This is a genomic window from Streptomyces sp. NPDC054883 (genome assembly GCF_053610645.1).
The window spans coordinates 107396-132853 of the sequence record NZ_JBSGYT010000015.1 but is presented as its reverse complement, the minus strand read 5'-3'; the positions used below and the strand labels follow the sequence as shown (position 1 = coordinate 132853).

The following is a 25458-nucleotide window of genomic DNA, read 5'->3' as shown; positions in this document are numbered from 1 at the left end:
GCCCCGCGGGACCGGCCCCTCCCCCACGTCGCTGCCGTCAAAGACGGGCCCGGGTGGCCTCCACCAGCCGCACCACCGACGCGTCGGCGACCGCCGCCACCTCGTCGTACGGGAACCACCGCAGGTCCAGCGACTCCTCGCTGATCTCCGCCACCGCGTCGGCGGGGGCCAGCGCCGCGTACTGCACGTCCAGGTGCCAGTTGCACGGCGCCGGGATCGGATGCCGGTCCAGTCGTACGGGGCCGCCCGGCAGCAGGGTCAGCCCCGCCGGGATCCCCGACTCCTCGCGGGCCTCGCGCAGCGCCGCCTCCGCGAGGGTCGCGTCGCCGGGCTCGCAGTGGCCGCCCATCTGGAGCCACATGCCGAGCTTCTTGTGCAGGGTCAGCAGCACCCGCCCCCGTGCCGGGTCGACAACCAGCGCGCTGCCGGTGAGGTGACCGGCCCGGCAGGGCTTGTAGACCCCGTCCGGATGGGCCGCCAGGTGCTCCAGGTACAGGTCGCGCAGCTCGCCCTGGTCCTCGTACCCCTTCAGCACGAGGACCGCGTCGTCGTACAGGCTCACTTCTGCTCTTCGCCCTCGCCGTCGGTGCCGTCGGTGTCGCCCTGACCGCTCGGGCCGCCCTGATCGCGCTTCTGCGCCGCCTCGCCGAGCATCTTGTCGATCTCGGAGAAGTCGAGCTGCTCGCGGTGCACGAACCCGTCCGGGTCGTCCAGGTCGGAAGCCGTCGGCAGCATGTCCGGGTGCTCCCAGAGCCCGTCGCGCCCGTCCATCCCCCGGGCATCGGTGAGCGAGGCCCACAGCCGCGAGGCGTCGCGCAGCCGGCGCGGGCGCAGCTCCAGCCCGATCAGCGTCGCGAAGGTCTGCTCCGCCGGGCCGCCCGAGGCGCGGCGCCTGCGCATCGTCTCGCGCATGGCGTCCGCCGAGGTCAGCCGGGGCTTGGCCGCCTCGTGCACCACGGCGTCGACCCAGCCCTCGACCAGCGCGAGCGCCGTCTCCAGCCGGGCCAGCGCGGCCTTCTGCTCGGGGGTGTCCTGCGGCTGGAACATGCCGCCCTGGAGGGCTTCCTGGAGCTGCTCCGGGTTCGACGGGTCGATCTGGCCGACCACGTCCTCCAGCTTCGAGGTGTCGACCTTGATGCCGCGGGCGTATCCCTCGACGGCGCCGAACAGGTGCGAGCGCAGCCACGGCACGTGCGCGAAGAGCCGGGCGTGCGCCGCCTCGCGCAGCGCCAGGTACAGCCGCACCTCCTCGGACGGGACGCCCAGGTCCTTGCCGAGGCCCTGGACGTTCAGCGGGAGCAGCGCGGCCTTGCCGGCCGGGCCCAGCGGCAGCCCGATGTCGGTCGAGCCCACGACCTCGCCCGCGAGCACGCCCACCGCCTGGCCGATCTGCTGGCCGAACATGGCACCGCCCATGGAGCGCATCATGCCGAGCAGCGGGCCGGCCATCGCCTGCATCTCCTCGGGCAGCACGCTGCCCATGGCGGCGCCGACGCGCTCGGCGACCGGGTCGACGAGCTCCTTCCACACGGGCAGGGTGGCCTCGACCCACTCGGCCCGGCTCCACGCCACGGCGGTCGTGGCGCCCGAGGGCAGCGAGGTGACCCCGTCCAGCCAGTGGTCGGCGAGGCGCAGGGCCTCCTCGACCGCCGACTTCTCGGCGATGCCGACGCTGGCGTCCTTCACGCCGTCCGCCGTGCCCTGGGCGACGGTCTGGCGGGCGATGTCCTTGGCCATGTCCCAGTTCACGGGACCGCCCTCGTAGCTCAGCATCTGGCCGAGCTGCTGGAAGGCCGCACCGAGGTCGTTCGGGTTCATCGCGCCGAACATCGCGGCGAACGGATTGTCCGCGCCGCCGCCCGGGCCACCGGCTCCGCCCGGCAGTCCCGCGCCGGGGAACCCGAACGGATTCGGGCCGCCCTGGCCGCCCTGGTTGCCCTTCTTCTTGCCTTCGTCGCCGTTCTCCGGCTCCTCCGGCGGAAGGCCGAATCCGAATGGGGTGTCGCTCACGGGTTTCCTCGGCTCGTAGGGCCGCCGGCGGGTGCCGACGGGCAATGGTCCGACAACACCACCCAGCGTAGACACCCGGCCCGCTTCCGGGCTCGGTGCTCCGCCGGGTCCTGGGCTGCGGCAGGATGGACATCACCTGGTGGGTACGCGTCACGGCGCGTCCCTACTGAAGACAACCGCTGGAGACGCCCGGTGAGTTCCCCAGATCCGCACGCTTTGGACAAAGACGGCCCGCACGAGCCCGACCCCGCGCCGCACGCGGCAGACCACACCGCGCCCGGCGAAAGCGGCGTTCGCCCGCCGCGAAACCCGGCGGTCCGAGGTCCCGTGATCGCGGTGACCGGCGCCGCGTCGGGAGTCGGCGCGGCGCTGGTGAGCCGCCTCGCCGCGTCCGACGAGGTCAAGCAGGTCGTGGCCATCGACGAGCGGCGCGGCGACTGCGCGGCCGCGACCTGGCACGTCCTGGACGTGCGGGACCCCGCGATCGCCGAGAAGCTGCGGGGCGCCGACGTGGTCGTCCACCTCGCGCTGGACCTGGACCTGGAGACGGACCCGGCGGCCCGCACGGCGTACAACGTGCGCGGGACCCAGACCGTGCTGACCGCCGCGGCGGCGGCCGGGGTGCACCGGGTCGTGCTCTGCACCTCCGCCATGGTCTACGGGGCGCTGCCCGACAACGACATCCCGCTGGCGGAGGACTCCGAGCTGCGGGCCACCGCCGAGGCCACCGGCGTCGGCGACCTGCTGGAGATCGAGCGCCTCGGCCGCCGCGCCCCCCGGGCGCACCCCGGGCTGAACGTCACGGTGGTCCGTCCGGCGGTGCTCGTCGGCGGTACCGACACCGCGCTGACCCGCTACTTCGAGTCGCCCCGCCTCCTGGTCGTCGCCGGATCCCGGCCCACCTGGCAGTTCTGCCACGTCGAGGACCTGGTCAGCGCCCTGGAGTACGCCGCCCTGGAGAAGGTCGAGGGGGAGCTGGCGGTCGGCTGCGAGGGCTGGCTGGAACAGGAGGAGGTCGAGGAGCTGAGCGGCATCCGCCGCATGGAGCTCCCCTCCGCCGTCGCCCTGGGGGCCGCGGCCCGGCTGCACCGGATCGGCCTGACCCCGTCCCCGGCGGGCGACCTCGCTTACACGATGCACCCGTGGGTGGTCAGCGTGAGCGCGCTGCACGCCGCGGGCTGGCGGCCGCGCTGGACCAACGAGGAAGTGCTCGCCGAGCTGCTCCAGGAGGTCGCGGGCCGGCACACCGTCGCCGGCCGCCGCCTGGGCCGCAAGGACGCCGCCACGGCCGCCGGTGCGGCCGGCGCGACGGTCGCCCTGCTGGGCGCCGCCGCCGCGGTGCGCCGGGCCCGCAAGCGCCGCGGGATCTGAGCGGGCCGGCCCGCCGGCGCGACGGTCGCCCCGCTGGGCCCCGCCCGGGCGGTCTTCGTGGTGCGGCCGGCTCTTTCGGCCACCAGCGGTTTCCTGTAGGAGGCTCCCAGAGCGGCCGCCAAGGGCCGGGTGAATCAGCTATTTCGCCGGGGCCCCCGCTAGGGCACGATGGGAACATGGCTGCGCACTTCGACCACCCCGGCGAGCAGGCCGCCCAGGACCCGGTCCGGCTGCTCGAGATCCGCGAGACCCCGCTCTCGATCGACGAGGTCTTCCAGGCGGTCGGCGACGACGCGACGGGCGGCACGACGCTCTTCGTCGGCACGGTGCGCAACCACGACAGCGGGGCAGACGTCGCCTCCCTCGGCTACTCCTGCCACCCCACGGCCGAGGCCGAGATGCGCCGGGTTGCCGAGCGCGTCGTGGCGAAGTACCCGGTCCGCGCCCTGGCCGCCGTACACCGCATCGGTGACCTGGCGGTGGGCGACCTGGCGGTGGTCGTGGCCGTCTCCTGCCCGCACCGCGGCGAGGCCTTCGAGGCCTGCCGGATGCTGATCGACGACCTCAAGCACGAAGTCCCGATCTGGAAGCACCAGACGTTCGCGGACGGCACCGAGGAGTGGGTCGGGGCCTGCTAGGGCGTCGCCCCAGGACGCCTGGCCCACGGGCCGGGGCCTGCTGTACCCCCGGCTGCGCGAGGGTCCCCGGAAGGGGGTAACCTCGCACCCGTTCGGCCGCGCAACACGCCCTCGATTTGCGTAACCCCCTTCCGGGCACGAGCGTTGAAGCCACCAACGACACGTACTTTCGGGGCAGGGAGGCACGTCCATGGCGTCACTGGCGTGGTTGCTGATTCCGCTGTTCGCCGCCATCGGAGCGGCGATATGGGGCAGCTGGGCGGCGCGCGACCGCACGTCCGGCGACATATCCGAGCTGGCCGGCTACGCACGCTTCCGCGAGGCCATGGACCAGGCCGACCGGGCCGATCCGTCCCGCACCAGAACGAAGGAAAAGGCGCACTCCGGTTCCGACGCCGTCTGACGCGTCCCGGGGGTCCGCTGGAGCATCCTCCCCGGCCGGGAATCCGGCCGCCTGAGAATCCGCTGAGAGTTCCGCGGACGAAGCCCGTACGGACCGGCCCCACGGGCCGCCCGACAGAGGCGTCCCGTACTGTCGATCCATGCCACGCCGCACTGCGACGATGCTCGCTTCCACCCTCATGCTGTTCGCACTGCTCTGCGCAGGGGTGTTCCTCAAGGTCCCGTACTCCGAGATGAGCCCCGGCCCGACCGTGAACACGCTCGGTGAATCGCACGGCGAGCCCGTTCTGAACATCTCGGGGCACAAGACCTACCCCACCACCGGGCACCTCAACATGACGACGGTCCGCGTCACCGGGGCGGACTACGACATGAACCTGCTGGAAGCGGTGTACGGCTGGCTGGCCGGGGACAACATCGTGGTGCCGCACGAGAACCTCTACCCGGGCGGCAAGACGGACAAGGAGTCCACGCAGGAGAACGCCGAGGAGTTCAACCAGTCGCAGGAGAGCGCCAAGGTGGCGGCCCTCAAGACGCTGGGCGTCGAGGTTCCCGTGCGTGTCGTCGTCTCCACCGTGGTCAAGGGCAGCCCCTCCGAGGGCAAGCTGCACGCCGGCGACGTGATCAAGTCCGTCGACGGGACCCCGGTGGCCGAACCGGGCGACGTGGCCAGGCTCGTCACCAAGCACAAGGCCGGGGAACCGGTCGACTTCGTCATCGTGCCCGCCGCCGAGGCGGCCGAGGCCGAGAAGACGGGCCGCGAGCCGGCCACCACGGCCAAGGTCACGATCGTCGCGGGGAAGGCGGAGGGCGACGGTCACGCCGTCGTCGGCATCCGGGCCGGGGTCGACCACACCTTCCCGTTCCCCATCGACATCAAGCTCGCCGATGTCGGCGGCCCGAGCGCGGGCCTGATGTTCGCGCTCGGCATCGTCGACAAGCTCACCCCCGAGGACCTGACCGGCGGGAAGTTCATCGCGGGCACCGGCACCATCGACGACGCCGGCAAGGTCGGTCCGATCGGCGGCATCCAGATGAAGACCATCGGCGCGCGCAACGCGGGCGCCCGGTTCTTCCTCACGCCCGCGGAGAACTGCGCCTCCGCCGCCGCGCACGTCCCCGACGGGCTGACCCTGGTCAAGGTCTCGGCCATCACGGACGCGAAGCAGGCCCTGGAGAAGATCGGCAAGGGAGAGACGGCCGGACTGCCGCGCTGCACCACGTCCTGACCGGCCCCCCGCGCCCGGGGGCTAGGCGAAGGTCGCGGCCAGCGCCTCCGCCAGCCCGGGCACCAGCCCGCCGCCGGTGAGCACCTCGCTGGAGGAGTCCTTCTCCCGCAGCCGGACCGCGGACTCGCGCGACCCGTCGCGCAGCACGGCCACGGTGAGGCGGACCTCCTGCCGCTCGGGGTGCGCGGCGACCCACTTCGCCAGCTGCTTGTCGTTCAGCCCCTCCGGTACGGACGCCTCCGCGGACGGCGGCAGCATCAGCCGCTCCACGGTCAGCGCGCAGCCCACGACCGCGTCCGGCCAGGCGATGGTGCCCAGGAACTTGTCGAGCGCGGTGTTGGCGGGCACCTCTTCCTGCTCGATCGGGGTGAGGGAGGACTTGCCGGCGTCGTCCTGGTCGAGACCGAGCTGGCCGGCCAGCCGGGGCTCCTGCCTGCGCAGGCGGGCGGTGTCGACGAGGGCGAACAGCCGGGCCGGCCGGTCCCAGCCGAGGCCGGCCGCGTACTCGTCGATCTCGAGGCAGGCGCGGGTCAGCGGACTGGCCGCCATGGGAGTGCCGGAAGGCGAAAGGTTGGACATGGACAACATCCTGCCTCCTTTCCACCGGATATCGGGAACTGAGCAAACCCTCAGTAAGTTGCATGAGTGGGCTCTACGATCGGGGGCCCGTTGACGACCAGCTCCAGCGACTTTCAGAGGTGCGCACCTTGGCTTTCCAGATGCCGGACCGCGGCGCAGGCCCCTCCGGGCCACGGATGAGAGTCGGCCGCCCCTCCCGGCGCGCGCGCACTCTTCTGCTGACTCTGGGCGTGCTGGCCGTGCTGGCCATGGCGTTCATCATGTTCGCGGGCTTCTGGACGGACTGGCTCTGGTTCCGCTCGGTCGCTTTCTCCAGTGTGTTCACCACCACCCTGTGGACCAAGATCGGCCTCTTCGCGGTCTTCGGACTGCTGATGGCGGGGGCCGTCGGGTTCAACATCTGGCTGGCCCACCGGCTGCGGCCGCCGCTCAGTGCGATGTCGACGGAGCAGCAGAGCCTCGACCGTTACCGGATGAGCGTCGCGCCGTACAAGAAGTGGCTGCTGCTGGGCATCGCCGCGATCGTCGGCCTGATCGCCGGGGCGTCGGCGGCCGGCCAGTGGAAGACCTGGCTGATGTACGTGAACGGGGTGCCCTTCGGCAAGAAGGACCCCCAGTTCGGGCTGGACGTCTCCTTCTACACCTTCGATCTTCCCTGGTACCGCTTCCTGCTCGGCTTCGGGTTCGCGGCGGTCGTGCTGTCGGTGATCGCCGCCGTCGTCGTCCACTACCTGTACGGCGGGCTGCGCGTCACCAGCCCCGGCGCCCGGGCCACCGCCGCCGCCACCGGTCACCTGTCGGTGCTGCTGGGCCTGTTCGTGACCTTCAAGGCGATCGCCTACTGGCTCGACCGGTACGGCCTCGCGGTGAAGTCCAGTGACTTCAAGGCCGCCGACAACTGGACCGGCCTGCGGTACGTCGACGCCAACGCCTACCTCCCGGCGAAGACGATCCTGGTCGCCATCGCCGCGATCTGCGCGCTGCTGTTCTTCGCCACGCTGTGGCGCCGGACCTGGCAGCTGCCGGTCATCGGCTTCGGCCTGATGGTCCTGTCGGCGATCCTCATCGGCGGGCTGTACCCGGCGATCGTGCAGAAGTTCCAGGTCCAGCCGAACGAGCAGGCCAAGGAGTCGCCGTACGTCGAGAAGAACATCGATGCGACGCGGAACGCCTACGGCATCGCCAACGCCGAGGTGAAGGACTACCCGGGGGTCGGCTCCAACACGGACCAGGCCAAGCTCCGGGCCAATGCCGACACCACGGCGAGCATCCGCCTGCTCGACCCGAACATCGTCTCCCCGGCCTTCCAGCAGCTCCAGCAGGTCAAGGGCTACTACGGCTTCCCGGCCACGCTCGCCGTCGACCGGTACAAGGGCCAGGACACCGTCATCGGCCTGCGCGAGCTGAACCTCGCGGGCATCCCCAAGAACAACTGGATCAACGACCACTTCCGCTACACGCACGGCTACGGCGTGGTCGCCGCCAAGGGCACCGAAGTCACGAAGAACGGCGACCCGGTCTTCATCCAGTCCGACCTCCCCTCCAAGGGCGAGTTCGGCACCGGGAACGCCTTCAAGCAGCAGATCTACTACGGCGAGCAGACGAAGCAGTACTCGATCGTCGGCGGTCCGCAGAAGGAGCTCGACTACTCCGACGACAAGGGTGAGAAGGAGACGAGCTACACCGGCAAGAGCGGTGTCAGCCTCGACAACCCGTTCAACCGCGCGGCCTACGCCCTCGCGTTCAGCGAGCCGCAGATCCTGTACTCCGGTGCCATCGGCGACGGTTCGCGGATCCTCTACAACCGCACCCCGAAGGAGCGCGTCGAGGCCGTCGCACCGTGGCTGACCATCGACGGCGCGGCCTACCCGGCCGTGGTGGACGGCCGCATCCAGTGGATCGTGGACGCCTACACGACGACGAACGGCTACCCGTACGCCTCGCGCACCACGCTCGGCGACTCCACGGCGGACTCGCTCACCAACAGCCAGCGCGCGGTCGTGGCGCAGGAGAACCGGGTCAACTACATCCGGAACTCGGTCAAGGCCACCGTCGACGCCTACGACGGAACGATCAAGCTGTACCAGTGGGACACCCAGGACCCGGTGCTGAAGACCTGGATGAAGGCGTTCCCCGGGACCGTCAAGGCCAAGAGCGAGATCCCCAAGTCGCTCATCGACCACATGCGCTACCCGCAGGACCTCTACAAGGTGCAGCGTGAACTGCTGACCCGCTACCACGTCACCGACGCCCAGACGTTCCTCAGCGGTTCTGAGGTCTGGGCCGTCCCGGACGACCCGACCACCAAGACGGGCAGTGCGGTGCCGCCGTACTACCTGTCGATGAAGATGCCGGGCCAGAAGGAGCAGGCGTTCTCGCTGACGACGACGTTCACCCCGAACGGCCGGGACAACCTGAGCGCCTTCATGGCGGTCAACGCCGATCCGGGCACCCCGGACTACGGCAAGATCCGCATCCTGAAACTGCCGACCAGCACCCCGGTCGACGGGCCCAAGCAGGTCCAGAGCAAGTTCAACTCCAAGCCGGAGATCGCCCAGGAGATCAACATCCTGAGCCGCGGCGATTCCCAGGTGGAGTACGGAAACCTGCTGACGGTGCCGCTCGACGACGGCGTGCTGAACGTCGAGCCGGTGTACGTGAAGGGCGGCGGCCTCAAGTACCCGACGCTGCGCAAGGTACTGGTGACGTACGGCGGCCAGACCGCGTTCGAGGACACCCTGGAGAAGGCGCTGAACGTGGTGTTCGGGGCTGAGGCGCCGAGCGCGCCGACGACGCCGACGACACCCGTCACCCCGCCGGGCGAGGGCACCACCACGCCGGGCACCCAGGACCCGACGGTCAAGGCGGCCCTGTCCGATGCGCAGAAGGCCGTGGAGGCGGCCGAGAAGGCGCGCCAGTCGGGCGACTGGGCGGCGTACGGCAAGGCGCAGGACGACATCAAGGCGGCGCTCCAGCGGGCGGTCGACGCCGAGGCACGGCTGACGGCCCCCAAGCCTGCCGGTTGATGATCACTCGGTAATGGCCCGGCCCCGCGTCGTGATACTGTGGTTTCACCGACGCGGGGTGGAGCAGCTCGGTAGCTCGCTGGGCTCATAACCCAGAGGTCGCAGGTTCAAATCCTGTCCCCGCTACTGAAAACGAAGGCCCGGATCCATGGGATCCGGGCCTTCGTCATGTCCGGGGTGACCGTCCCGGCGGATACGGCAGGCCACGGGGTCACTGGGGTGGGTGAGTTGGGGTGAGAGCGTGTTTGACTTGTCTCTCTGTGGGCATGTCGACAAAACGCTGTAGTGACCTCACTGGCTGCGACATACCAGGTGTACGCGGGTAGCAGGTGATGCGACGATGGGATTTATGGGGGACAGGTCAACTCTGCTGGAGACAGGGCGGTTTGTGAGGTCGGAGGTCGAGTCGGGCAGGGAAGCCGAGAAGGGGGCTCAGACCGTTAACGCGCAGACCGCATTGACCGATGCGGATTTCGCGGACGAGGCGTTCGTCGAAGCCGACGTGGCCAGCGACGCGGAGCTGGAGGCCCGGCACCGCGTGGCCGCCGACAAGGGGGACCCGGGTGCCATGAGCGTGCTCGGGGCGTTGCTGCTGCGCCGCGGCGACCTGGCCGGCGCCGAGCCGTACCTGCGGGGGGCCACCGCCGAGGGGGACCGCGCCGCCGCCAACAACCTCGGCGTGCTGCTGCACCAGCGGGGCTACCCCGACGAGGCGGCCGACTGGTGGCGGGTCGCCGCCGTCGCCGGTTCCGCGCCGGCCGCGCACGCGCTGGGCCGCCACTACCGCGAGCGGGGCGACGAGCCGGCGGCCGAGTACTGGATGCGACAGGCGGCGGAATCCGGCCACGCCCTGGGCGCCTACGGACTGGCCGACCTGCTGGAACACCGGGGGGACAAGGGCGTCGAGCGGTGGTTCCGCGCCGCGGCGGAGCAGGGGCACCGCGAAGCCGCGTACCGGCTGGCCCGGCACCTGCGGAAGGGCGACCCCGTCGAGGCCGAGCAGTGGTACCGGCAGGCCGCCGCGCGCGGGCACCGCCGGGCCGCGCTGCACCTGGGCGCGCTGCTGGAGTCCCGCGGGGAACTCAAGGAGGCGGGGCGCTGGTACCTGACCTCGGCGAAGCAGGGGGAGGCGCGGGCCGCGTGCGCCCTCGGCTTCCTGCTGCGCGACGCCGGGGACGAGGAGAGCGCGGCCGCGTGGTGGCGCCGGGCCGCCGAGGGCGGCGACGGCAACGCGGCCAACGCCCTGGGCGCGCTGCACGCGGCCCGGGGCGAGACCCAGACGGCCGAGAAGTGGTACCGGGTCGCGATGGACGCGGGCGACCACAACGGGGCCTACAACCTGGCCCTGTTGTGCGCGGCGCAGGAGCGGACGGCGCAGGCCGAGCAGTGGTACCGCCGGGCGGCCTACGCGGGCCACCGCGAGGCGGCCAACGCGCTGGCGATCCTGCTGCTCCAGGGCGGGGACGCGGAGGGCGCCGAACCGTGGTTCTCGAAGGCGGCCGAGGCGGGCAGCGTGGACGCCGCCTTCAACCTCGGGATCCTGTTCGCCAGCCGGGACGAGGACCGGACGGCGCTGAAGTGGTACGAGCGGGCCGCGTCGGCCGGGCACACCGACGCGGCGCTCCAGGTGGGCATCGCCCTGGTGCGGGACGGCGAGGAGCGGGCGGCGGAGCGGCACCTGCGCTGCGCGGCGGGCGGCGGCAGCGCGGAGGCGGCGTTCAGGCTGGCCGCGCTGCTGGAGTCGCTGGCGCCGCCACCGGAGCCGGTGGCGCTGGGCGAGCCGGTCGGCGGGACCCCGCGGACCGAGAGCGAGGAGTGGTACGAGCGCGCTGCCGAGCAGGGCCACCGGCGGGCCCAGGTCCGGGTCGGGATGCTGGCGGCGGCACGGGGCGACCTGGCGGCGGCCGCGCGGTGGTACCGGGAGGCGGCGCAGGCCGGCTCGCGGAACGGGGCGTTCAACCTGGGCCTGCTGCTGGCCCGGGAGGGGAACGAACCGGAGGCGGCGCTGTGGTGGACCCGGGCGGCGGTGGCCGGCCACGGCCGGGCGGCGCTGCGGCTGGGGCTGCTCGCGGCGCGGCAGGGGGACCTGAACGAGGGGCAGAAGTGGTGCGTGCGGGCCATGGAGCTGGGGCCGGCGGAGGTCTCCGAGCGGGCGGCGCGGCTGCGGGACGCGTTGGCGGAGGAGCTCTCGGCGTAGCCCCTGGCCGGGGTGCGCGGGGAGCCATCCGCGGCGCCGTTGCGCGGAGCGGCCCCGGCTGCGCCGGGCTTCCCGGGCCTCCGCCCCGGACCCCGCGTCTCGAACGCCGTCGGGGCTGGATTGGGGGACCATCGTTTAGCGATTTGCATCTGCCGGGCGGCGTCGCGTAAAGTCGGGTTTACCGACGCGGGGTGGAGCAGCTCGGTAGCTCGCTGGGCTCATAACCCAGAGGTCGCAGGTTCAAATCCTGTCCCCGCTACTCAAGCCCGAAGGCCCGGATCCCCAGGATCCGGGCCTTCGGCGTTTGCCCTTGGGAACGTCACCGCAAAAGACGGCCCCCGGAGCCGGTGAACGCTCCGGGGGCCGCCTCGCGCCTGATCGCTACGCGCCCGCGCAGTTCGGGCACACCCCGCGGTACGTCACCTCGACCGTCGAGACCACGAAGCCGAAGCGTTCGGCGTCCGGCAGGTCGGCCAGCGGGTCGCCCGCCGGGTGGACGTCGCGGATCGCGCCGCACTGGGCGCACACCAGGTGCTGGTGCGCGCGGTGTGCATTGGGGTCGTACCGCTTGGCGCGGCGGTCCGTGGACACTTCCAGCACCTCGCCGAGGCTGACCAGCTCGCCCAGGGTGTTGTACACCGTCGCCCGGGAGATCTCCGGCAGCTTGGCCACCGCGCGCGCGTGCACCTCGTCGGCCGTCAGGTGAACGTGGTCACCGTCGAGCACCTCGGCCACGACGCGCCGCTGTGCGGTCATGCGCCATCCGCGTCCGCGAAGTCGTTCCAGCAGGTCACTCATGCACCCAAGCCTAACAGTGTCGCTGATCCGGTGTAACTCCCGAACGAGTGCGGAATTGGATGACTGCTTGACTTAGACAATGTCCATTGTAGGATCGGGTACCGGCAGCTGCCGAGGACAGGACACGCAGGCAATGACGCAGGAGGCGCACGTGACGCAGGGACCGCTCACCACGGAGGCCGGGGCACCGGTCGCCGACAACCAGAACAGCGAGACCGCTGGCGTCGGTGGCCCCGTACTCGTCCAGGACCAGCTCCTGCTGGAGAAGCTCGCCCACTTCAACCGCGAGCGCATCCCGGAGCGCATCGTCCACGCCCGCGGCGCCGGCGCGTACGGCACCTTCACGGTCACGCGCGACGTCTCGCAGTGGACCCGCGCGAAGTTCCTGTCCGAGGTCGGCAAGCAGACCGAGACCTTCCTGCGCTTCTCCACCGTCGCGGACAGCCTCGGCGGCGCCGACGCCCGCCGTGACCCGCGAGGCTGGGCCCTGAAGTTCTATACCGAAGAGGGCAACTACGACCTCGTCGGCAACAACACCCCGGTCTTCTTCATCCGCGACGCGATCAAGTTCCCGGACTTCATCCACACGCAGAAGCGCGACCCGTACACCGGCTCGCAGGAAGCCGACAACGTGTGGGACTTCTGGGGCCTGAGCCCCGAGTCGACGCACCAGGTGACCTGGCTCTTCGGCGACCGCGGCATCCCGGCGTCCTACCGCCACATGAACGGCTACGGATCCCACACGTTCCAGTGGAACAACGAGGCCGGCGAGGTCTTCTGGGTCAAGTACCACTTCAAGACCGACCAGGGGATCAAGAACCTCAGCCAGGCCGAGGCCAACCGGCTCGCCGGTGAGGACCCCGACTCCCACCAGCGCGACCTGCGCGAGTCGATCGAGCGCGGCGACTTCCCGAGCTGGACCGTACAGGTCCAGATCATGCCGGCGGCCGAGGCGGCCGAGTACCGCTTCAACCCGTTCGACCTCACCAAGGTGTGGCCGCACGAGGACTACCCGCCGATCGAGATCGGCAAGCTGGAGCTCAACCGCAACCCGGAGAACATCTTCGCCGAGGTCGAGCAGAGCATCTTCAGCCCGGCCCACTTCGTTCCCGGCATCGGTCCGTCCCCGGACAAGATGCTCCAGGGCCGGCTCTTCGCCTACGGCGACGCCCACCGCTACCGCGTCGGCATCAACGCCGATCACCTGCCGGTGAACCGCCCGCACGCCACCGAGGCGCGCACCAACTCCCGTGACGGCGCCCTGTACGACGGCCGCCACAAGGGTGCGAAGAACTACGAGCCGAACAGCTTCGGCGGCCCGTTCCAGACGGACCGGCCGCTGTGGCAGCCCGTCCCGCTGACCGGCGGCACGGGCAACCACGCCACTCCGGTACACCGCGAGGACAACGACTTCGTCCAGGCGGGCAACCTCTACCGGCTGATGTCGGAGGACGAGAAGAGCCGCCTGGTCGAGAACCTCGCCGGCTTCATCGCCAAGGTCTCCCGTGACGACATCGTCGACCGCGCGGTCAACAACTTCCGCCAGGCGGACGGTGACTTCGGCAAGCGGCTGGACGCCGCGGTCCAGGCCCTCCGCGGCTGAACCCGACCGCTTGCCGTAGCGGTCGACGGGCCGGTACTCCTCGGAGTGCCGGCCCGTCGGCGTTCACGCGGCGCGGGACGCTACGCGGGTACGGCGCTGCGCCGGGCCGGCACCCAGCAGCGGATGACGTCGCGCACCGAGACGATGCCCACCGGGCCGCCGTCCTCCAGCACGATCAGGTGGCGGAAGCCGCCGTGCGCCATGGCCTCGGCGGCCTCCTGGACCGTGGCGTCCGGGGTGCAGAAGACGACGTTGTTGGTGGTGTGCGCGCCGACCGACTCCCGGTCGGGGTCGTGGCCCGCGCCGAGCGAGTTGAGGATGTCGCGCTCGGTCAGGATGCCGATGCCGCTGTGGTCGGGATCGAGTACGACGGCCGCGCCGACGCGTCGGCCGGACATCAGGCAGGCCGCCTGCCGGAGGGTGTGCGCGGGTCCGAGGGTGAGGATCACGGTGCTCATGGCGTCACGGACGAGCATGAAGAGAGCCACCTCCTGGGTGAGACCCCGCCCGGGTGGGTGCGCCGGGTGACCGACCCGCCTCAAGAGAAGGGCTTCACAAGCGCACAAGCGGGGGAGTCCCAGATTCGCACGCATACGCAGGGTCATCAAGGGGGCGCGCTCGGCAGCACCCGCCCGGCCGAGCGCACCGACGGCGCGTCAGGGCGCCTCAGGGGCGCGGGCGCAGCCGCGCCAGCATCTCCTCGTGCAGCAGGCCGTTCGAGGCGGCGGCGTTGCCGCCGTGGACGCCGTCGGCCCCGTCCAGGCTGGTGAAGCGGCCGCCCGCCTCCTCGACGACGACCGCGATGGCGGCCATGTCCCACAGGTTCAGCTCCGGCTCGGCGCACAGGTCCAGCGAGCCCTCGGCGACCATCATGTAGGGCCAGAAGTCGCCGTAGCCCCGGGTGCGCCAGCACGCGCGGGTCAGGTCCAGGAAGCCGGGCAGCCGGCCCTGCTCCTCCCAGCCCGTGAGCGAGGAGTAGGCGAACGACGCGTCGCCCAGGGTCGCGACCTTCGAGACGCCGATCGCCGCGGTTTCGCCGAGCGCGCCGCCCGCCCAGGCGCCACTGCCCTTCGCCGCCCACCAGCGGCGGCCCAGCGCCGGCGCGGAGACCACCCCGACCACCGGGCGGAACACCCCGTCCGCGCCTTCGGCCATCAGCGAGATCAGGGTCGCCCACACGGGGACGCCGCGGACGTAGTTCTTCGTGCCGTCGATCGGGTCCACGACCCAGCGGCGCGGGCCTTCGCCCTTGAGGCCGTACTCCTCGCCCAGGATGGCGTCACCGGGCCGCGCGGCCAGGATCCCGGCCCGGATGATCTCCTCTGCGGCCTTGTCGGCCTCGCTCACCGGGGTCATGTCCGGCTTGGTCTCCACCTGGAGGTCGAGGGCGCGGAAACGCTGCGTGGTGGCGGCGTCGGCCGCGTCGGCGAGTTCGAGGGCGAGGCGGAGGTCATCGTCATACTCGGGCATGCCCGAACAGTATCGAGACCGCGGCCGACCGGCGAACGCCGTCCACGGTACGGCCGACGCGCACCCTTGACAGGACCTGGCGCCCCGTCAACTCTGGCGGGAAGGCCAACGGGGAAAGGGGAGCCGGGGAGGCGACGATGGCGGCGGCGCGGGAGTCCTTGCTGGAAGCGGCGGGAGCGGCGCTGGCGGCGCGCGCCTGGCCCGCCGTGCGCATGGTCGAGGTGGCGGCGTCCGCCGGGGTGTCCCGGCAGACCCTGTACAACGAGTTCGGCGGGAAGGCGGGGCTCGGGCGCGCCCTGGTGCGCCGGGAGGCCGACTGGTACCTGCGGGGCGTGGACCGGGCCCTGGTGGCGTCGGCCGACCCGGCCGAGCGGCTGGCGGGAATCGCCGAGTGGACCGTACGGGCGGCCCGCGCGCGTCCCCTCGTACGGGCCCTGCTGACCGGGTCGTGGAACGGGAACCTGCCCGCGCCGCCCGGGCAGGGGCCCCGGCCGGGCGTCCCCGCGCTCGGGCCCGGGGAACTGGTGCGCGCCGTCCGCGACCGGGCGGCCGCCGCGCTCCCGGCGGAGCCGGCGCAGCGGTGCGAGCTGGTCGTGCGGCTGGCGCTGTCCTACGTGATCGCCCCTACCGACCCCGGGGAGGAGCCGGCGGCCGCGCTGCTCGGGCTGGTCAGTGCGCGGAACCGGACAGCTGGAGCCCGATGACGCCGAGGATGACCAGCGAGATCGAGACGAGTTTCAGGGTGGAGACCAGGTCGCCGAGGAAGACCATGCCGTAGATGGCGGTGCCGGCCGCCCCGATGCCGGTCCACACGGCGTAGGCCGGCCCCACGTCGAGCTTCTTCAGCGCCAGGGTCAGCAGGCCGAAGCTGCCGAGCGCGAACGACGCGAAGGCGATCGTGGGCCACAGCCGGGTGAACCCGTGGGAGAGCTTGAGGCACACCGCGAAACCGGTCTCCAGGAACCCGGCGACCACGACCAGCAGCCACGCCATGCCGTATGCCTCCCCGTCCCGCGTCACGTGACGTCGCGTCACTCGGTGCGATTATGCATTTATCCCGACGCGATCTTCGGCAAACACGAACGGCCCGCAGGCCGATGGGCCGCTTGCGCGGATCAGTCGCCCTCGCGGCGCTCCCGCGTCTCCAGCAGCCGCCGCAGCGAGTACAGCCGCGCCGGGTCCGCGTGACCGTCCTGCACCCACTGGTCGAGCGCGCAGTCGGGCTCGTCGTGACTGCACGCGCGCGGGCACGCCTCGGTGCCGCCGATCAGGTCCGGGAAGGCCAGGATCACCCGGGAGGGGTCGACGTGGTGCAGGCCGAACGAGCGCACGCCGGGGGTGTCGATGACCCAGCCGTCCCCGCCGGGCAGCGGCAGCGCCAGGGCGGAGGTGGTGGTGTGCCGGCCCCGGCCCGTGACCGCGTTGACGTGGCCGGTCGCACGCTGGCGGCCTTCGGCGACCAGGGAGTTGACCAGGGTGGTCTTGCCGACGCCGGAGTGGCCGACGAATGCGGTGATCCGGCCGTTCAGCCGCTCGCGCACCCGGTCGGCGGCGTCCCCGGTGGCCAGCTCCTCCCGGTTGGTGACGACGTAGTTCACGCCCAGCGTCGAGTAGATCTCCAGGATCTTGTCCGCGGAGGTCAGGTCCGACTTGGTGAGCACCAGCAGCGGCTCCAGCCCCGCGTCGTACGCGGCCACCAGACAGCGGTCGATCATCCGCGGCCGCGGCTCCGGGTCGGCCAGCGCCGTCACGACGGCCAGCTGGTCGGCGTTGGCGACGACCACCCGCTCGTAGGGGTCGTCGTCGTCCGCGGTGCGCCGCAGGACGGACTTGCGCTCCTCGATCCGCACGATCCGGGCGAGGGTGTCCTTCTTGCCGGTCAGGTCACCGACGATCCAGACCCGGTCGCCGACCACCGCCGCCTTGCGGCCCAGTTCGCGGGCCTTCATCGCGTGCACCGTGCGGTTGCCGACCAGGCAGGTGAGCCGGCCCCGGTCGACGGTCAGGACGAAGCCCTCGGCCGCGTCCTCGTGCTTGGGGCGGATGTTCGTACGCGGCCGGTTGCCCTTGGGGTTGGGGCGGGAGCGGATGTCGTCCTCGTCGGTGTTCTTGCCGTACCTGCGCATGGCGGGCCCTACGCTCCCGCGCCCTGCGCCGGTTGGCCGAGCATGCCGGCCCACATCGCCGGGAAGTCCGGCAGGGTCTTCGCGGTCGTCGCCACGTTCTCGATCAGTACGCCCTCCACCGCCAGGCCGATCACCGCGCCGGCGGTCGCCATCCGGTGGTCGTCGTAGGTGTGGAACACGCCCCCGTGCAGCGGGCGCGGGCGGATGCGCAGCCCGTCGGCGGTCTCCGTGACGTCGCCGCCGAGACCGTTGATCTCCGCCGTGAGCGCCGCCAGCCGGTCCGTCTCGTGCAGCCGCAGGTGGCGTACGCCCCGCAGCACCGACTCGGAGTCCGCCAGCGCCGCGACCGCCGCGATGCCCGGCGTCAGCTCGCCGACCTCGCCCAGGTCCACGTCGATGCCGTGGATCTTGCCGCTGCCGGTGAAGACCAGGCCCGCGTCGGTCAGCTCGCAGGAGCCGCCCATCTCGGTGAAGATCCGGCGCAGCGCGTCGCCGGGCTGCGTGGTGCGCCGCGGCCAGTCCGGGATGGTCACCGTGCCGCCGGTGATCAGGGCGGCCGCCATGAAGGGCTGGGCGTTGGAGAGGTCCGGCTCGACGACCAGGTCGCGGCCCAGCAGCGCGCCGGGGGTGACCCGCCACACGTTCTTCTCGCCGCCCGCCTCAGGGGTGTCCACCTGCGCGCCCGCCGCGCGCAGCATCTCCACCGTCATCCGGATGTGCGGCATGGAGGGCAGGGTGTCACCGGTGTGCCGGACCTCGACGCCCTGGTTGAAGCGCGGGGCGGAGAGCAGCAGCGCCGAGACGAACTGCGAGGAGTTGGAGGCGTCGATCTCGACCGTGCCGCCCTCCAGGGCCCCGCCGCCCTGCACGGTCAGGGGCAGCGCCCCCCGGCCGTCGTCGTCGATCCGGGCGCCGAGGACGCGCAGGGCGTTGATGACCTCGCCCAGCGGGCGCTCGTAGGCACGCGGGTCGCCGTCGAAGCGGATGTCACCGGAGGCGAGGGTCGCGACGGGCGGCAGGAAGCGCATGACCGTGCCCGCGTTGCCGACGTCGACGGTGGCCGGGCCGTGCAGGGCCGCCGGGATGACCCGCCAGGCCTCCCCGCCCGCGCCCCCGCCGGCCGAGCTGGAGGAGACGGTCTCCTCGATGCCGACGCCCATCGCGCGCAGCGCGTCCGACATCAGCTGGGAGTCGCGCGAACGCAGCGGACGGCGCACCCACCCCGGCTCGGAGGCCAGCGCGGCGAGCACCAGGGCCCGGTTGGTGACCGACTTGGAGCCCGGCACGGTGACGGAGGCGTGGACGGCGCCGTCCGCGAGGGGGGCGGGCCAGAGGGCGTGGGGCGCGGGGGTCTCGGTCATGGCCTCCACTTTAGTGGCTCCACCCGTGCCGGGATCGTGCCCGGGGCCCGTTCGGGGCCCTGCCGCGGGGGCGCCACCGGCACCGTCTCAGCAGGTGGGAAGCAGGCGGGGAGCCGGCCCGTCTCAGAGACCGAGGAGCCAGCGCGCCCCGCCGGTCAGCGCGCACAGCGCGACGGCGTGGAAGAACAGCAGCCATACCACCGGGTGGACGTGGGTGAGCCGCCCCAGCTGGTCGGCGTCGGAGTCCGGGGCGCCGCCGTGCCGGCGTTTGGCCTGGAGCTCGAACACCGGCCGGACCCCGCCCAGCAGCAGGAACCACACCACCCCGTACGCGAACACCGCCTGCACCTCGGCCGGCGTCAGCCAGGAGACCAGGACGAAGGTCCCCCCGGTCAGCACCACCGTCAGCAGCCCGTACGCGTTGCGGATCATCACCAGCAGCGCGATCAGCAGCGCGGTCGCCGCCCACAGCAGCAGCGTGATCCGGTGCGCCGAGAGCAGGGCGGCCCCGCCGAGGCCGAGCAGCGAGGGCGCCGTGTACCCGGCGGCGGCGGTCAGCACCATGCCGAGCCCGCTGGGCTTGCCCCGGCTGACGGTGACGCCGCTGGTGTCGGAGTGCAGCCGGATCCCGTCGAGCCGGCGCCCGGTCAGCAGCGCCAGCAGCCCGTGGCCGCCCTCGTGGGCGATGGTGATCGCGTTCCGGGACAGCCGCCACACGGGCCGGGGCGCCACGGCGGCCAGCGCGGCGAGCCCCGTCGCGACCACCAGCCACCAGACGGGCTCGGTCTGTATGCCGCTCAGCCGGTCCCACAGACCGGCCGTCGTCGTGCTGTCCATGGAGTGGCGGACTCCTTGCGGTAGGGGGAGCGGGCCATGGCAGTGTGTCAGCCATGTGCGGAAGGTATGCAGCGGGCCGGGCGCCCGGGGAACTGGCGCGGATCTTCGGTGTCGAGCGGTGGGAGCCCGAGGAGTCCCTGGCCCCCGACTTCAACGTGGCGCCGACGAAGGAGGTCCACGTCGTCCTCGACCGTCCTGTGAAGGACGCGCCGAGCCGCCGTCCGGTTCGCCAGCTGCGCGTGCTGCGGTGGGGGCTCGTCCCCTCCTGGGCCGGCGGCCCCGAGGGCGCGGCCCGGATGATCAACGCCAGGGCCGAGACGGTCGCCGAGAAGCCGTCCTTCCGCCGCCCCTTCGCGCAGCGGCGCTGCATCGTCCCCGCCGACGGCTACTTCGAGTGGGTCACCGCCCACGACGAACGGCAGCTGGAGGTCGAAGGGAAGAAGAAGCGGGCGCGCAAGCAGCCGTACTTCGTGCTCCCCGCCGACGGAACCGCCTTCGCCATGGCGGGCATATACGAGTTCTGGCGCGACCGGACCCTGCCCGACGAGCACCCGAACGCCTGGTGGGCGACCTGCTCGGTGATCACCACCGAGGCGGAGACGGGGCCGCTGGCAGTGGCGCCCGAGGAGGGCCCCCGCTCGCTCGCCGACATCCACCCCCGGATGCCGCTGATGCTGACCCCCGACAAGTGGGACCCCTGGCTGGACCCCGCCCGCACGGACGCCGACGAGCTCCGGGCGCTGCTGGCGCCGCCGCCCGGCGGGCTGATGCGGGCCTACCCGGTCTCCACCGCCGTGAGCAACGTGCGCAACAACGGGCCGGAGCTGCTGACCGAGCTCGCCGCGCCGGAGGAGGCCACGCTCTTCTGAGCCCCGCCCCGGCGACGGCATGATCGGCGCATGACCACGCGTACCGAAAGCGTCGACACCCCGGCGGGCGAGGCCCGGATCACCTGGCACCCCGCCCGCACGGCCCGGCTCGTGCTCGCCGTCGGCCACGGCGCCGGGGGCGGGATCGAGGCCCGTGACCTCCAGGCGCTGGCCGCCGCCCTGCCCGGCGGCGGAGTGACCGTCGCGCTGGTCGAACAGCCCTGGCGGGTCGCCGGGAAGCGGGTCGCCGCCGCGCCCAAGGTGCTGGACGAGGGCTGGCGCGCCCTGTGGCCCGCCCTGCTGGCACCCGGGGTGCCGGTCGTCGCGGGCGGCCGCAGCGCCGGAGCCCGGGTGGCCTGCCGGACGGCCGCCGAGCTGGACGCGGCCGGGGTGCTGGCCCTGGCGTTCCCGCTGCACCCGCCGGGCCGGCCGGAGAAGTCCCGCGCCGAGGAGCTGCTGGGCGCCGGGCGGCCCACCCTGGTGGTCCAAGGCGGCCGCGACCCCTTCGGGCACCCGGGGGAGTTCCCGCCGCCCGGCCCGCACGCCCCGTACGAACTGGTCGCCGTCCCGCACGGCGACCACGGGTTCGCGGTGCCGAAGCGGGCGGACGTGACCCAGGCCGAGGCCCTCACCGCGATCACCGGGGCCGTGGCCGACTGGCTCGGCCGGCTCCCGCTCTGAGACCGGCCGGCTCCCGCTGCGAGACCGATCTGACGGATTCCCGGGTGATCCGGCTCACTCCTCGCCCGCCGGCCGCCGCGGGCCCCCCGACGGGCCCGGAAGCCCTTGTGCCGCCCGGGAATGCGCCGCCCGGGCCCGTCGTTAACCGGGTGTCGGTACGCACGGAACTTTCGTCGGAGGAGAGGGAGCGCATGACCCAGGTCATCAGCCAGAACCGTCGGCAGGCCGCTGACCTGGACTGGACGGTGCTGCCCGCACCCAAGCGCGGGACGCTTCGGGCGGCGGAGGCCCGGGAGGGTCGACTATTCTCCGATTCGAGCGGGTCCGCTTTCGGAGCCGCCACGCTGTCGGAGGAGGTGGGTCCTGTCGCTGGGACCGACGAAGGCCACGCGGAGGAGACGACCCCGGAGCGCAACGCGCGCTTCGAGCGGGACGCCCTCGGCTACCTCGACCAGATGTACTCCGCCGCGCTGCGCATGACGCGCAACCCGGCCGACGCCGAGGACCTGGTCCAGGAGACGTACGCGAAGGCGTACGCGTCCTTCCACCAGTTCCGCGAGGGCACCAACCTCAAGGCGTGGCTGTACCGCATCCTGACCAACACCTTCATCAACTCCTACCGCAAGAAGCAGCGCGAGCCCCAGCGCAGTGCGGCGGAGGAGATCGAGGACTGGCAGTTGGCGCGCGCCGAGTCGCACATGTCGACCGGGCTGCGCTCCGCCGAATCGCAGGCGCTCGACCACCTGCCCGATTCGGACGTGAAGGAGGCGCTCCAGGCCATTCCCGAGGAGTTCCGCATCGCGGTCTATCTTGCCGACGTAGAGGGCTTTGCGTACAAGGAGATCGCGGACATCATGGGTACACCCATCGGTACGGTCATGTCCCGGCTGCACCGTGGCCGCCGTCAACTCCGCGGAATGCTGGAGGACTACGCCCGCGAGCGCGGGCTGGTCCCGGCCGGAGCGGGAGAGTCGAACGACCTGAAAGGCTCGGGCTCATGAGCTGCGGAGAGCCGCACGAGACGGAGTGCGCCGAGGTCCTGGACCACCTTTACGAGTTCCTGGACCACGAGATGCCCGACAGCGACTGCACGAAGTTCGAGACCCACTTCGGCGAGTGCAATCCCTGTCTTGAGAAGTACGGTCTGGAGCAGGCCGTCAAGAAGCTGGTCAAGCGGTGCTGCGGGTCGGACGACGTGCCGAGCGACCTGCGCTCGAAGGTCATGGGACGGATCGAGCTGATCCGTTCCGGACAGGCCGTCCCCGACCACGACGTCACCGCGGATCCCGCCTCCGGCTGAGCCGTCCACAACCGCCCCCGGAATTCCACTTCGTTCACTCGAAGGTGCTAATCCGGGGGCGTCCGTATGCCCCGAAGCCGAAATGCGGCCCGCTGCCCCGCGGGCCCCGCCTATTCTCCCCTTCCGGTACCGGTCGGTTTCGCGCCCGGCCCGGCCGGGTGCAGGGAGGAGGGTGCCGTGCGGGTACTTCCGCCGGGGGCGCGCGCCTTCATCCTGTGCGCCGTCCTCGCCGCCTGCGGGTGCGTCGCCCCCGCCTTCACGGATTCCGGTACGCCGTGGCCCGCCGTGGCCCTGCTCTGTGTCCTGTGCCTCGGCTGCCAACTCATGGGGGGTCGCCGACTGCCGGGGGGCCGGGTGCCCGGGGGCACGGGCGCCTTCTTCCCGGTCGTGCTGGCCGCCGTGTTCCTCCTGCCGCCCGCGGCCGCCGCGCTCGTGGCGCTGCCCGGCGGGCTCGCCGCACCCGTGGTGCAGCGGCCGGCAGGGGTGCGCCGGACCTGGCACGCGGCCCAGCAGGCGACCGCCGCCTGGGCCGCCGGGCAGGTGTACCGGCTGCTCGGCGGGCCGGCCACGCTCGGCGGCGCCGGATCCCCCGCCGGGGTGGCGGACTTCCCGTACGCCGTCCTGCCCGCGCTCGCCGCCGCCGTCGCCTTCTGCCTGGTGCTGACCGCCCTCGACGGGGGCATCCTGGCCGCCGCCGAACACCGCCCCGCGGTCACGGCCCGGCGCGGACTGCCGGCCTTCTCCGTCGCCCCGTACTGCGTGCACGGGCTGGCCGGGCTGATGATGGCCGTGATGTGGCGCAGCCCCTACGGGGTACCGGCCGCGCTGCTTGTGCTGCTGCCGATGTACATCTCCTGCTGGGCCTTCGCGCAGTACACCCGCGAGCGCACCGCCCACCAGGCGACGATCCGGGCGCTGGTGCAGGCCGTCGACATCAAGGACCGCTACACGCGCGGGCACAGCGAGCGCGTCGGGCAGGCCTCCGCGATGATCGCCCGTGAGCTGGGCATGTCCGATGACCGGATGGAGGTCGTCCGGATCGCCGGGATCCTGCACGACGTCGGCAAGCTCGGCGTCCCCACCCGGCTGCTGCGCAAGGCCGGGCCGCTGACCCCCGAGGAGCGGCGGGTCATCGAACTGCATCCCGAGTACGGGCACGAGATGGTGCGCGGCATCGGTTTCCTGGGGGAGGCCCGGGCCGCGATCCTGCACCACCACGAGCGGGTCGACGGCACCGGGTACCCGTACGGGCTGGCCGGCGAGCAGATCCCGGTGCTGGCCCGGGTCGTGGCGGTGGCCGACTCCTTCGACGCGATGACCTCGACCCGCACCTACAGCCGGGCCCGGCCGGTTCCCGTCGCCCTGGCCGAACTGGAGCGCTGCGCGGGGGCGCACTTCGACCCGGTCATGGTGCGGGCCCTGGTCGACGCCATCGGGCGGCACGGCTGGCACCCGGTGGTGACCTCCGACGACGACGTACGGGCCCCGGCCCCGCACGCCCAGACCCCCACCCCCGCCCCGGCCCCTCAGGAGCCGGTGCTGCCCGGGCTCCCGGGCCAGGGCCGCCGGGACGGCCCCGGTGGCGGGGCCGAAGCCCGCCCCGGCAGCGGCCGGGGCGCCGGAGGCGGGGCGTGAGGGCCGGCGCCGCCCGGGCCGTACGGGCGGCCGCCGCCCTGCTCACCCTCGCGGCGCTCGGCCACACCCTGTGGAACGGGGTCGTGGAAGGCGGCACCGCCCTCGCGTTCGGCGTCCTCATCGGCATCGGCGAGCTGGCCCGCGGCGACCACCGCGAGGCCGCCGGGCCCGTCCCGGCGGAGGAGCGCCGCCCCGCGCCGCTCGGCTTGGCCGGGGCCCTCGCCTACGCGCTGCTCGGCGGGGCCGCGGGGCACCCCACGCACCACGGGGTGCTCCAGGTCGTCGCCGTCGTCGTCGCCGCGGCCCTGGCCGGCATCGTCCCGCACATCGCCCGGGGGCGCGGGCCCGCCTTCGACCACGTGGCCCGGCGGGTGCTGACCGTGGCCTTCGCCGCCGTCTGCTTCCAGCCGCTGCACTACGCCGGGCGGCCGGCGGACCGGGTCGGGCAGGGCCCGTACCTCGTGCTGTTCCTCGTACTGCTGCTGGGCCTCACCGCCCTGTGCGACGCCGTGATCGCCGCCGCGCTGGCCGGGGCCCGCACCGGCCGCCCCTACGGCAGCCTGCTCCGCGACGAGCTGCGCGCGCCGGCCGGGATCGGCTCGGCGATCTGCGCCACCGGTCTGGTGATGGCGCTGGCCACGGCCGTCGCCGGGCTGTGGGCGCTGCCCGTGTTCAGCCTGCCGCTGCTGCTCACGCAGATGTCCTTCCACCGGATCGCCGCCGTCCGCACCACCTACCGCCAGACCATCACCTCCCTCGCCCGGGCCACCGAGATCGCCGGTTGCACCAGCCCCGGCCACTCCCGCCGGGTGGCGGCCCTGAGCTGCGCCGTCGGGCGGGAGCTGGGGCTCTCGGAGCGGGAGCTCACGGTGCTGGAGTACGCGGCCCTGATGCACGACATCGGCCAGCTCTCGCTGGTCGACCCCGTGCCGGCCGGGGCGACGGCCCGGCTGCCGCCCGCCGAGGCCCGCCGGATCGCCGGGCTCGGCGGGGAGGTGGCCCGGCAGACCGGGGTGCCGGCGGAGGTCGCCGTCGTGGTGGAGCGCCAGGCGGACCCGTACCGGGAGCAGCCCGTCGCCGCGCGGATCGTGCGCGCGGTGAACGCGTACGACGACCTGTGCGGCGGCGACGCTCACCCGGGCGGCTCACTGGCCGCTCTGGAACGGCTGCGCCTGGGCACCGGGCGGGACTTCCAGCCCGAGGTCGTGGAGTGCCTGGCGAGGGTTCTGGCCAGGGACGCACGGGCCGGAGTCGGCCCGCTCCCGCCTGGGTAACCCATGGGTAATGAGCGGCCGTCCGAGTGGGCATGGTTGGATGCGAGTAAGA

Annotated in this window: 24 protein-coding genes and 2 tRNA genes; 16 read left to right on the top strand and 10 right to left on the bottom strand. The window is 72.7% G+C overall.

The window, feature by feature from the left end; all coding sequences use genetic code 11:
* Window positions 1-37: 37 nt before the first annotated feature.
* Complete coding sequence (locus ACWGH1_RS14485) at window positions 38-562, bottom strand: NUDIX hydrolase (RefSeq protein WP_453354197.1); 525 nt, start codon at window positions 560-562, stop codon at window positions 38-40.
* The gene (locus ACWGH1_RS14480; protein WP_453354196.1) at window positions 559-2010 is read right to left on the bottom strand and encodes a zinc-dependent metalloprotease; all 1452 of its coding nucleotides are present in this window, start codon (window positions 2008-2010) and stop codon (window positions 559-561) included. Before ACWGH1_RS14480 ends, ACWGH1_RS14485 begins: the two co-directional genes overlap by 4 nt.
* 192 nt (window positions 2011-2202) lie before the next feature.
* On the opposite strand from ACWGH1_RS14480, the gene ACWGH1_RS14475 reads away from it, so the two are divergent.
* The 4 genes from ACWGH1_RS14475 (at window position 2203) to ACWGH1_RS14460 (ending at window position 5650) form a co-directional block, all read left to right on the top strand.
* Window positions 2203-3381, top strand: coding sequence for an SDR family oxidoreductase (locus ACWGH1_RS14475; RefSeq protein WP_453354195.1), 1179 nt, complete (start codon window positions 2203-2205; stop codon window positions 3379-3381).
* 176 nt (window positions 3382-3557) lie between these two features.
* Window positions 3558-4019, top strand: a complete 462-nt coding sequence (locus ACWGH1_RS14470; RefSeq protein WP_453354194.1) for a molybdenum cofactor biosynthesis protein MoaE — start codon at window positions 3558-3560, stop codon at window positions 4017-4019.
* 190 nt (window positions 4020-4209) lie between these two features.
* Complete coding sequence (locus ACWGH1_RS14465; protein WP_453354193.1) at window positions 4210-4422, top strand: hypothetical protein; 213 nt, start codon at window positions 4210-4212, stop codon at window positions 4420-4422.
* A 139-nt stretch (window positions 4423-4561) separates the two neighbouring features.
* A complete protein-coding gene (locus ACWGH1_RS14460; RefSeq protein ID WP_453354192.1) occupies window positions 4562-5650 on the top strand; it encodes a YlbL family protein in 1089 nt (362 codons plus the stop codon).
* Between the two features lie 21 nt (window positions 5651-5671).
* Here ACWGH1_RS14460 and ACWGH1_RS14455 read toward each other — a convergent pair whose 3' ends face one another.
* The gene (locus ACWGH1_RS14455; RefSeq protein ID WP_453354191.1) at window positions 5672-6238 is read right to left on the bottom strand and encodes a PPA1309 family protein; all 567 of its coding nucleotides are present in this window, start codon (window positions 6236-6238) and stop codon (window positions 5672-5674) included.
* Window positions 6239-6369: 131 nt separating this feature from the next.
* On the opposite strand from ACWGH1_RS14455, the gene ACWGH1_RS14450 reads away from it, so the two are divergent.
* The 4 genes from ACWGH1_RS14450 to ACWGH1_RS14435 all read left to right on the top strand — a co-directional run bounded on the left by ACWGH1_RS14450 (window position 6370) and on the right by ACWGH1_RS14435 (window position 11711).
* Complete coding sequence (locus tag ACWGH1_RS14450; protein WP_453354198.1) at window positions 6370-9255, top strand: UPF0182 family membrane protein; 2886 nt, start codon at window positions 6370-6372, stop codon at window positions 9253-9255.
* Between the two features lie 52 nt (window positions 9256-9307).
* Window positions 9308-9381 (top strand) — tRNA-Met (locus ACWGH1_RS14445).
* 214 nt (window positions 9382-9595) lie between these two features.
* On the top strand, window positions 9596-11452 hold the full coding sequence (locus tag ACWGH1_RS14440) for a tetratricopeptide repeat protein (protein WP_453408687.1): 1857 nt from the start codon (window positions 9596-9598) through the stop codon (window positions 11450-11452).
* A gap of 185 nt (window positions 11453-11637) precedes the next feature.
* Window positions 11638-11711, top strand: a tRNA-Met gene (locus ACWGH1_RS14435).
* A gap of 122 nt (window positions 11712-11833) precedes the next feature.
* Here the strand turns inward: ACWGH1_RS14435 and ACWGH1_RS14430 are convergent.
* Complete coding sequence (locus tag ACWGH1_RS14430) at window positions 11834-12250, bottom strand: Fur family transcriptional regulator (protein WP_136213964.1); 417 nt, start codon at window positions 12248-12250, stop codon at window positions 11834-11836.
* Between the two features lie 133 nt (window positions 12251-12383).
* Between ACWGH1_RS14430 and ACWGH1_RS14425 the strand changes: the two genes are divergently transcribed.
* A complete protein-coding gene (locus tag ACWGH1_RS14425; RefSeq protein WP_453353274.1) occupies window positions 12384-13853 on the top strand; it encodes a catalase in 1470 nt (489 codons plus the stop codon).
* Between the two features lie 80 nt (window positions 13854-13933).
* Here the strand turns inward: ACWGH1_RS14425 and ACWGH1_RS14420 are convergent, their stop codons facing one another.
* Window positions 13934-14329, bottom strand: a complete 396-nt coding sequence (locus tag ACWGH1_RS14420) for a CBS domain-containing protein (RefSeq protein ID WP_453353275.1) — start codon at window positions 14327-14329, stop codon at window positions 13934-13936.
* Window positions 14330-14519: 190 nt separating this feature from the next.
* Window positions 14520-15323 carry a histidinol-phosphatase gene (hisN, locus tag ACWGH1_RS14415; protein ID WP_453353276.1) on the bottom strand — a complete coding sequence of 268 codons (804 nt, stop codon included), beginning with the start codon at window positions 15321-15323 and terminating at the stop codon, window positions 14520-14522.
* A gap of 137 nt (window positions 15324-15460) precedes the next feature.
* Between hisN and ACWGH1_RS14410 the strand changes: the two genes are divergently transcribed.
* Window positions 15461-16027, top strand: a complete 567-nt coding sequence (locus tag ACWGH1_RS14410; protein ID WP_453353277.1) for a TetR/AcrR family transcriptional regulator — start codon at window positions 15461-15463, stop codon at window positions 16025-16027.
* On the opposite strand, the gene ACWGH1_RS14405 is transcribed toward ACWGH1_RS14410, so the two are convergent.
* The 4 genes from ACWGH1_RS14405 to ACWGH1_RS14390 all read right to left on the bottom strand — a co-directional run bounded on the left by ACWGH1_RS14405 (window position 15993) and on the right by ACWGH1_RS14390 (window position 19647).
* Entirely contained in the window at window positions 15993-16316 is a 324-nt protein-coding gene (locus ACWGH1_RS14405) for a DMT family transporter (protein ID WP_453353285.1), read from the bottom strand. The genes ACWGH1_RS14410 and ACWGH1_RS14405 overlap by 35 nt on opposite strands.
* Before the next feature lie 122 nt (window positions 16317-16438).
* Window positions 16439-17449 (bottom strand): ribosome small subunit-dependent GTPase A, encoded by a 1011-nt coding sequence (gene rsgA / locus ACWGH1_RS14400; RefSeq protein WP_453353278.1) that lies wholly within the window; start codon window positions 17447-17449, stop codon window positions 16439-16441.
* Between the two features lie 8 nt (window positions 17450-17457).
* A complete protein-coding gene (gene aroA, locus ACWGH1_RS14395) occupies window positions 17458-18810 on the bottom strand; it encodes a 3-phosphoshikimate 1-carboxyvinyltransferase (RefSeq protein ID WP_453353279.1) in 1353 nt (450 codons plus the stop codon).
* A 123-nt stretch (window positions 18811-18933) separates the two neighbouring features.
* Window positions 18934-19647 carry a M50 family metallopeptidase gene (locus tag ACWGH1_RS14390; RefSeq protein WP_453353280.1) on the bottom strand — a complete coding sequence of 238 codons (714 nt, stop codon included), beginning with the start codon at window positions 19645-19647 and terminating at the stop codon, window positions 18934-18936.
* A gap of 53 nt (window positions 19648-19700) precedes the next feature.
* On the opposite strand from ACWGH1_RS14390, the gene ACWGH1_RS14385 reads away from it, so the two are divergent.
* The 6 genes from ACWGH1_RS14385 to ACWGH1_RS14360 all read left to right on the top strand — a co-directional run bounded on the left by ACWGH1_RS14385 (window position 19701) and on the right by ACWGH1_RS14360 (window position 25406).
* On the top strand, window positions 19701-20516 hold the full coding sequence (locus ACWGH1_RS14385) for an SOS response-associated peptidase (RefSeq protein WP_453353281.1): 816 nt from the start codon (window positions 19701-19703) through the stop codon (window positions 20514-20516).
* 30 nt (window positions 20517-20546) lie between these two features.
* Window positions 20547-21197: an alpha/beta hydrolase family protein gene (locus ACWGH1_RS14380; RefSeq protein WP_453353282.1), complete on the top strand. Its 651-nt coding sequence runs from the start codon at window positions 20547-20549 to the stop codon at window positions 21195-21197.
* A 356-nt stretch (window positions 21198-21553) separates the two neighbouring features.
* The gene (locus tag ACWGH1_RS14375; RefSeq protein WP_008741505.1) at window positions 21554-22198 is read left to right on the top strand and encodes a sigma-70 family RNA polymerase sigma factor; all 645 of its coding nucleotides are present in this window, start codon (window positions 21554-21556) and stop codon (window positions 22196-22198) included.
* On the top strand, window positions 22195-22497 hold the full coding sequence (gene rsrA, locus ACWGH1_RS14370) for a mycothiol system anti-sigma-R factor (protein ID WP_453353283.1): 303 nt from the start codon (window positions 22195-22197) through the stop codon (window positions 22495-22497). The genes ACWGH1_RS14375 and rsrA overlap by 4 nt, the downstream gene beginning before the upstream one ends.
* Before the next feature lie 177 nt (window positions 22498-22674).
* Window positions 22675-24132 carry an HD-GYP domain-containing protein gene (locus ACWGH1_RS14365; protein ID WP_453353284.1) on the top strand — a complete coding sequence of 486 codons (1458 nt, stop codon included), beginning with the start codon at window positions 22675-22677 and terminating at the stop codon, window positions 24130-24132.
* Window positions 24129-25406, top strand: a complete 1278-nt coding sequence (locus tag ACWGH1_RS14360) for an HD-GYP domain-containing protein (protein ID WP_453408686.1) — start codon at window positions 24129-24131, stop codon at window positions 25404-25406. Before ACWGH1_RS14365 ends, ACWGH1_RS14360 begins: the two co-directional genes overlap by 4 nt.
* Window positions 25407-25458 lie beyond the last annotated feature (52 nt).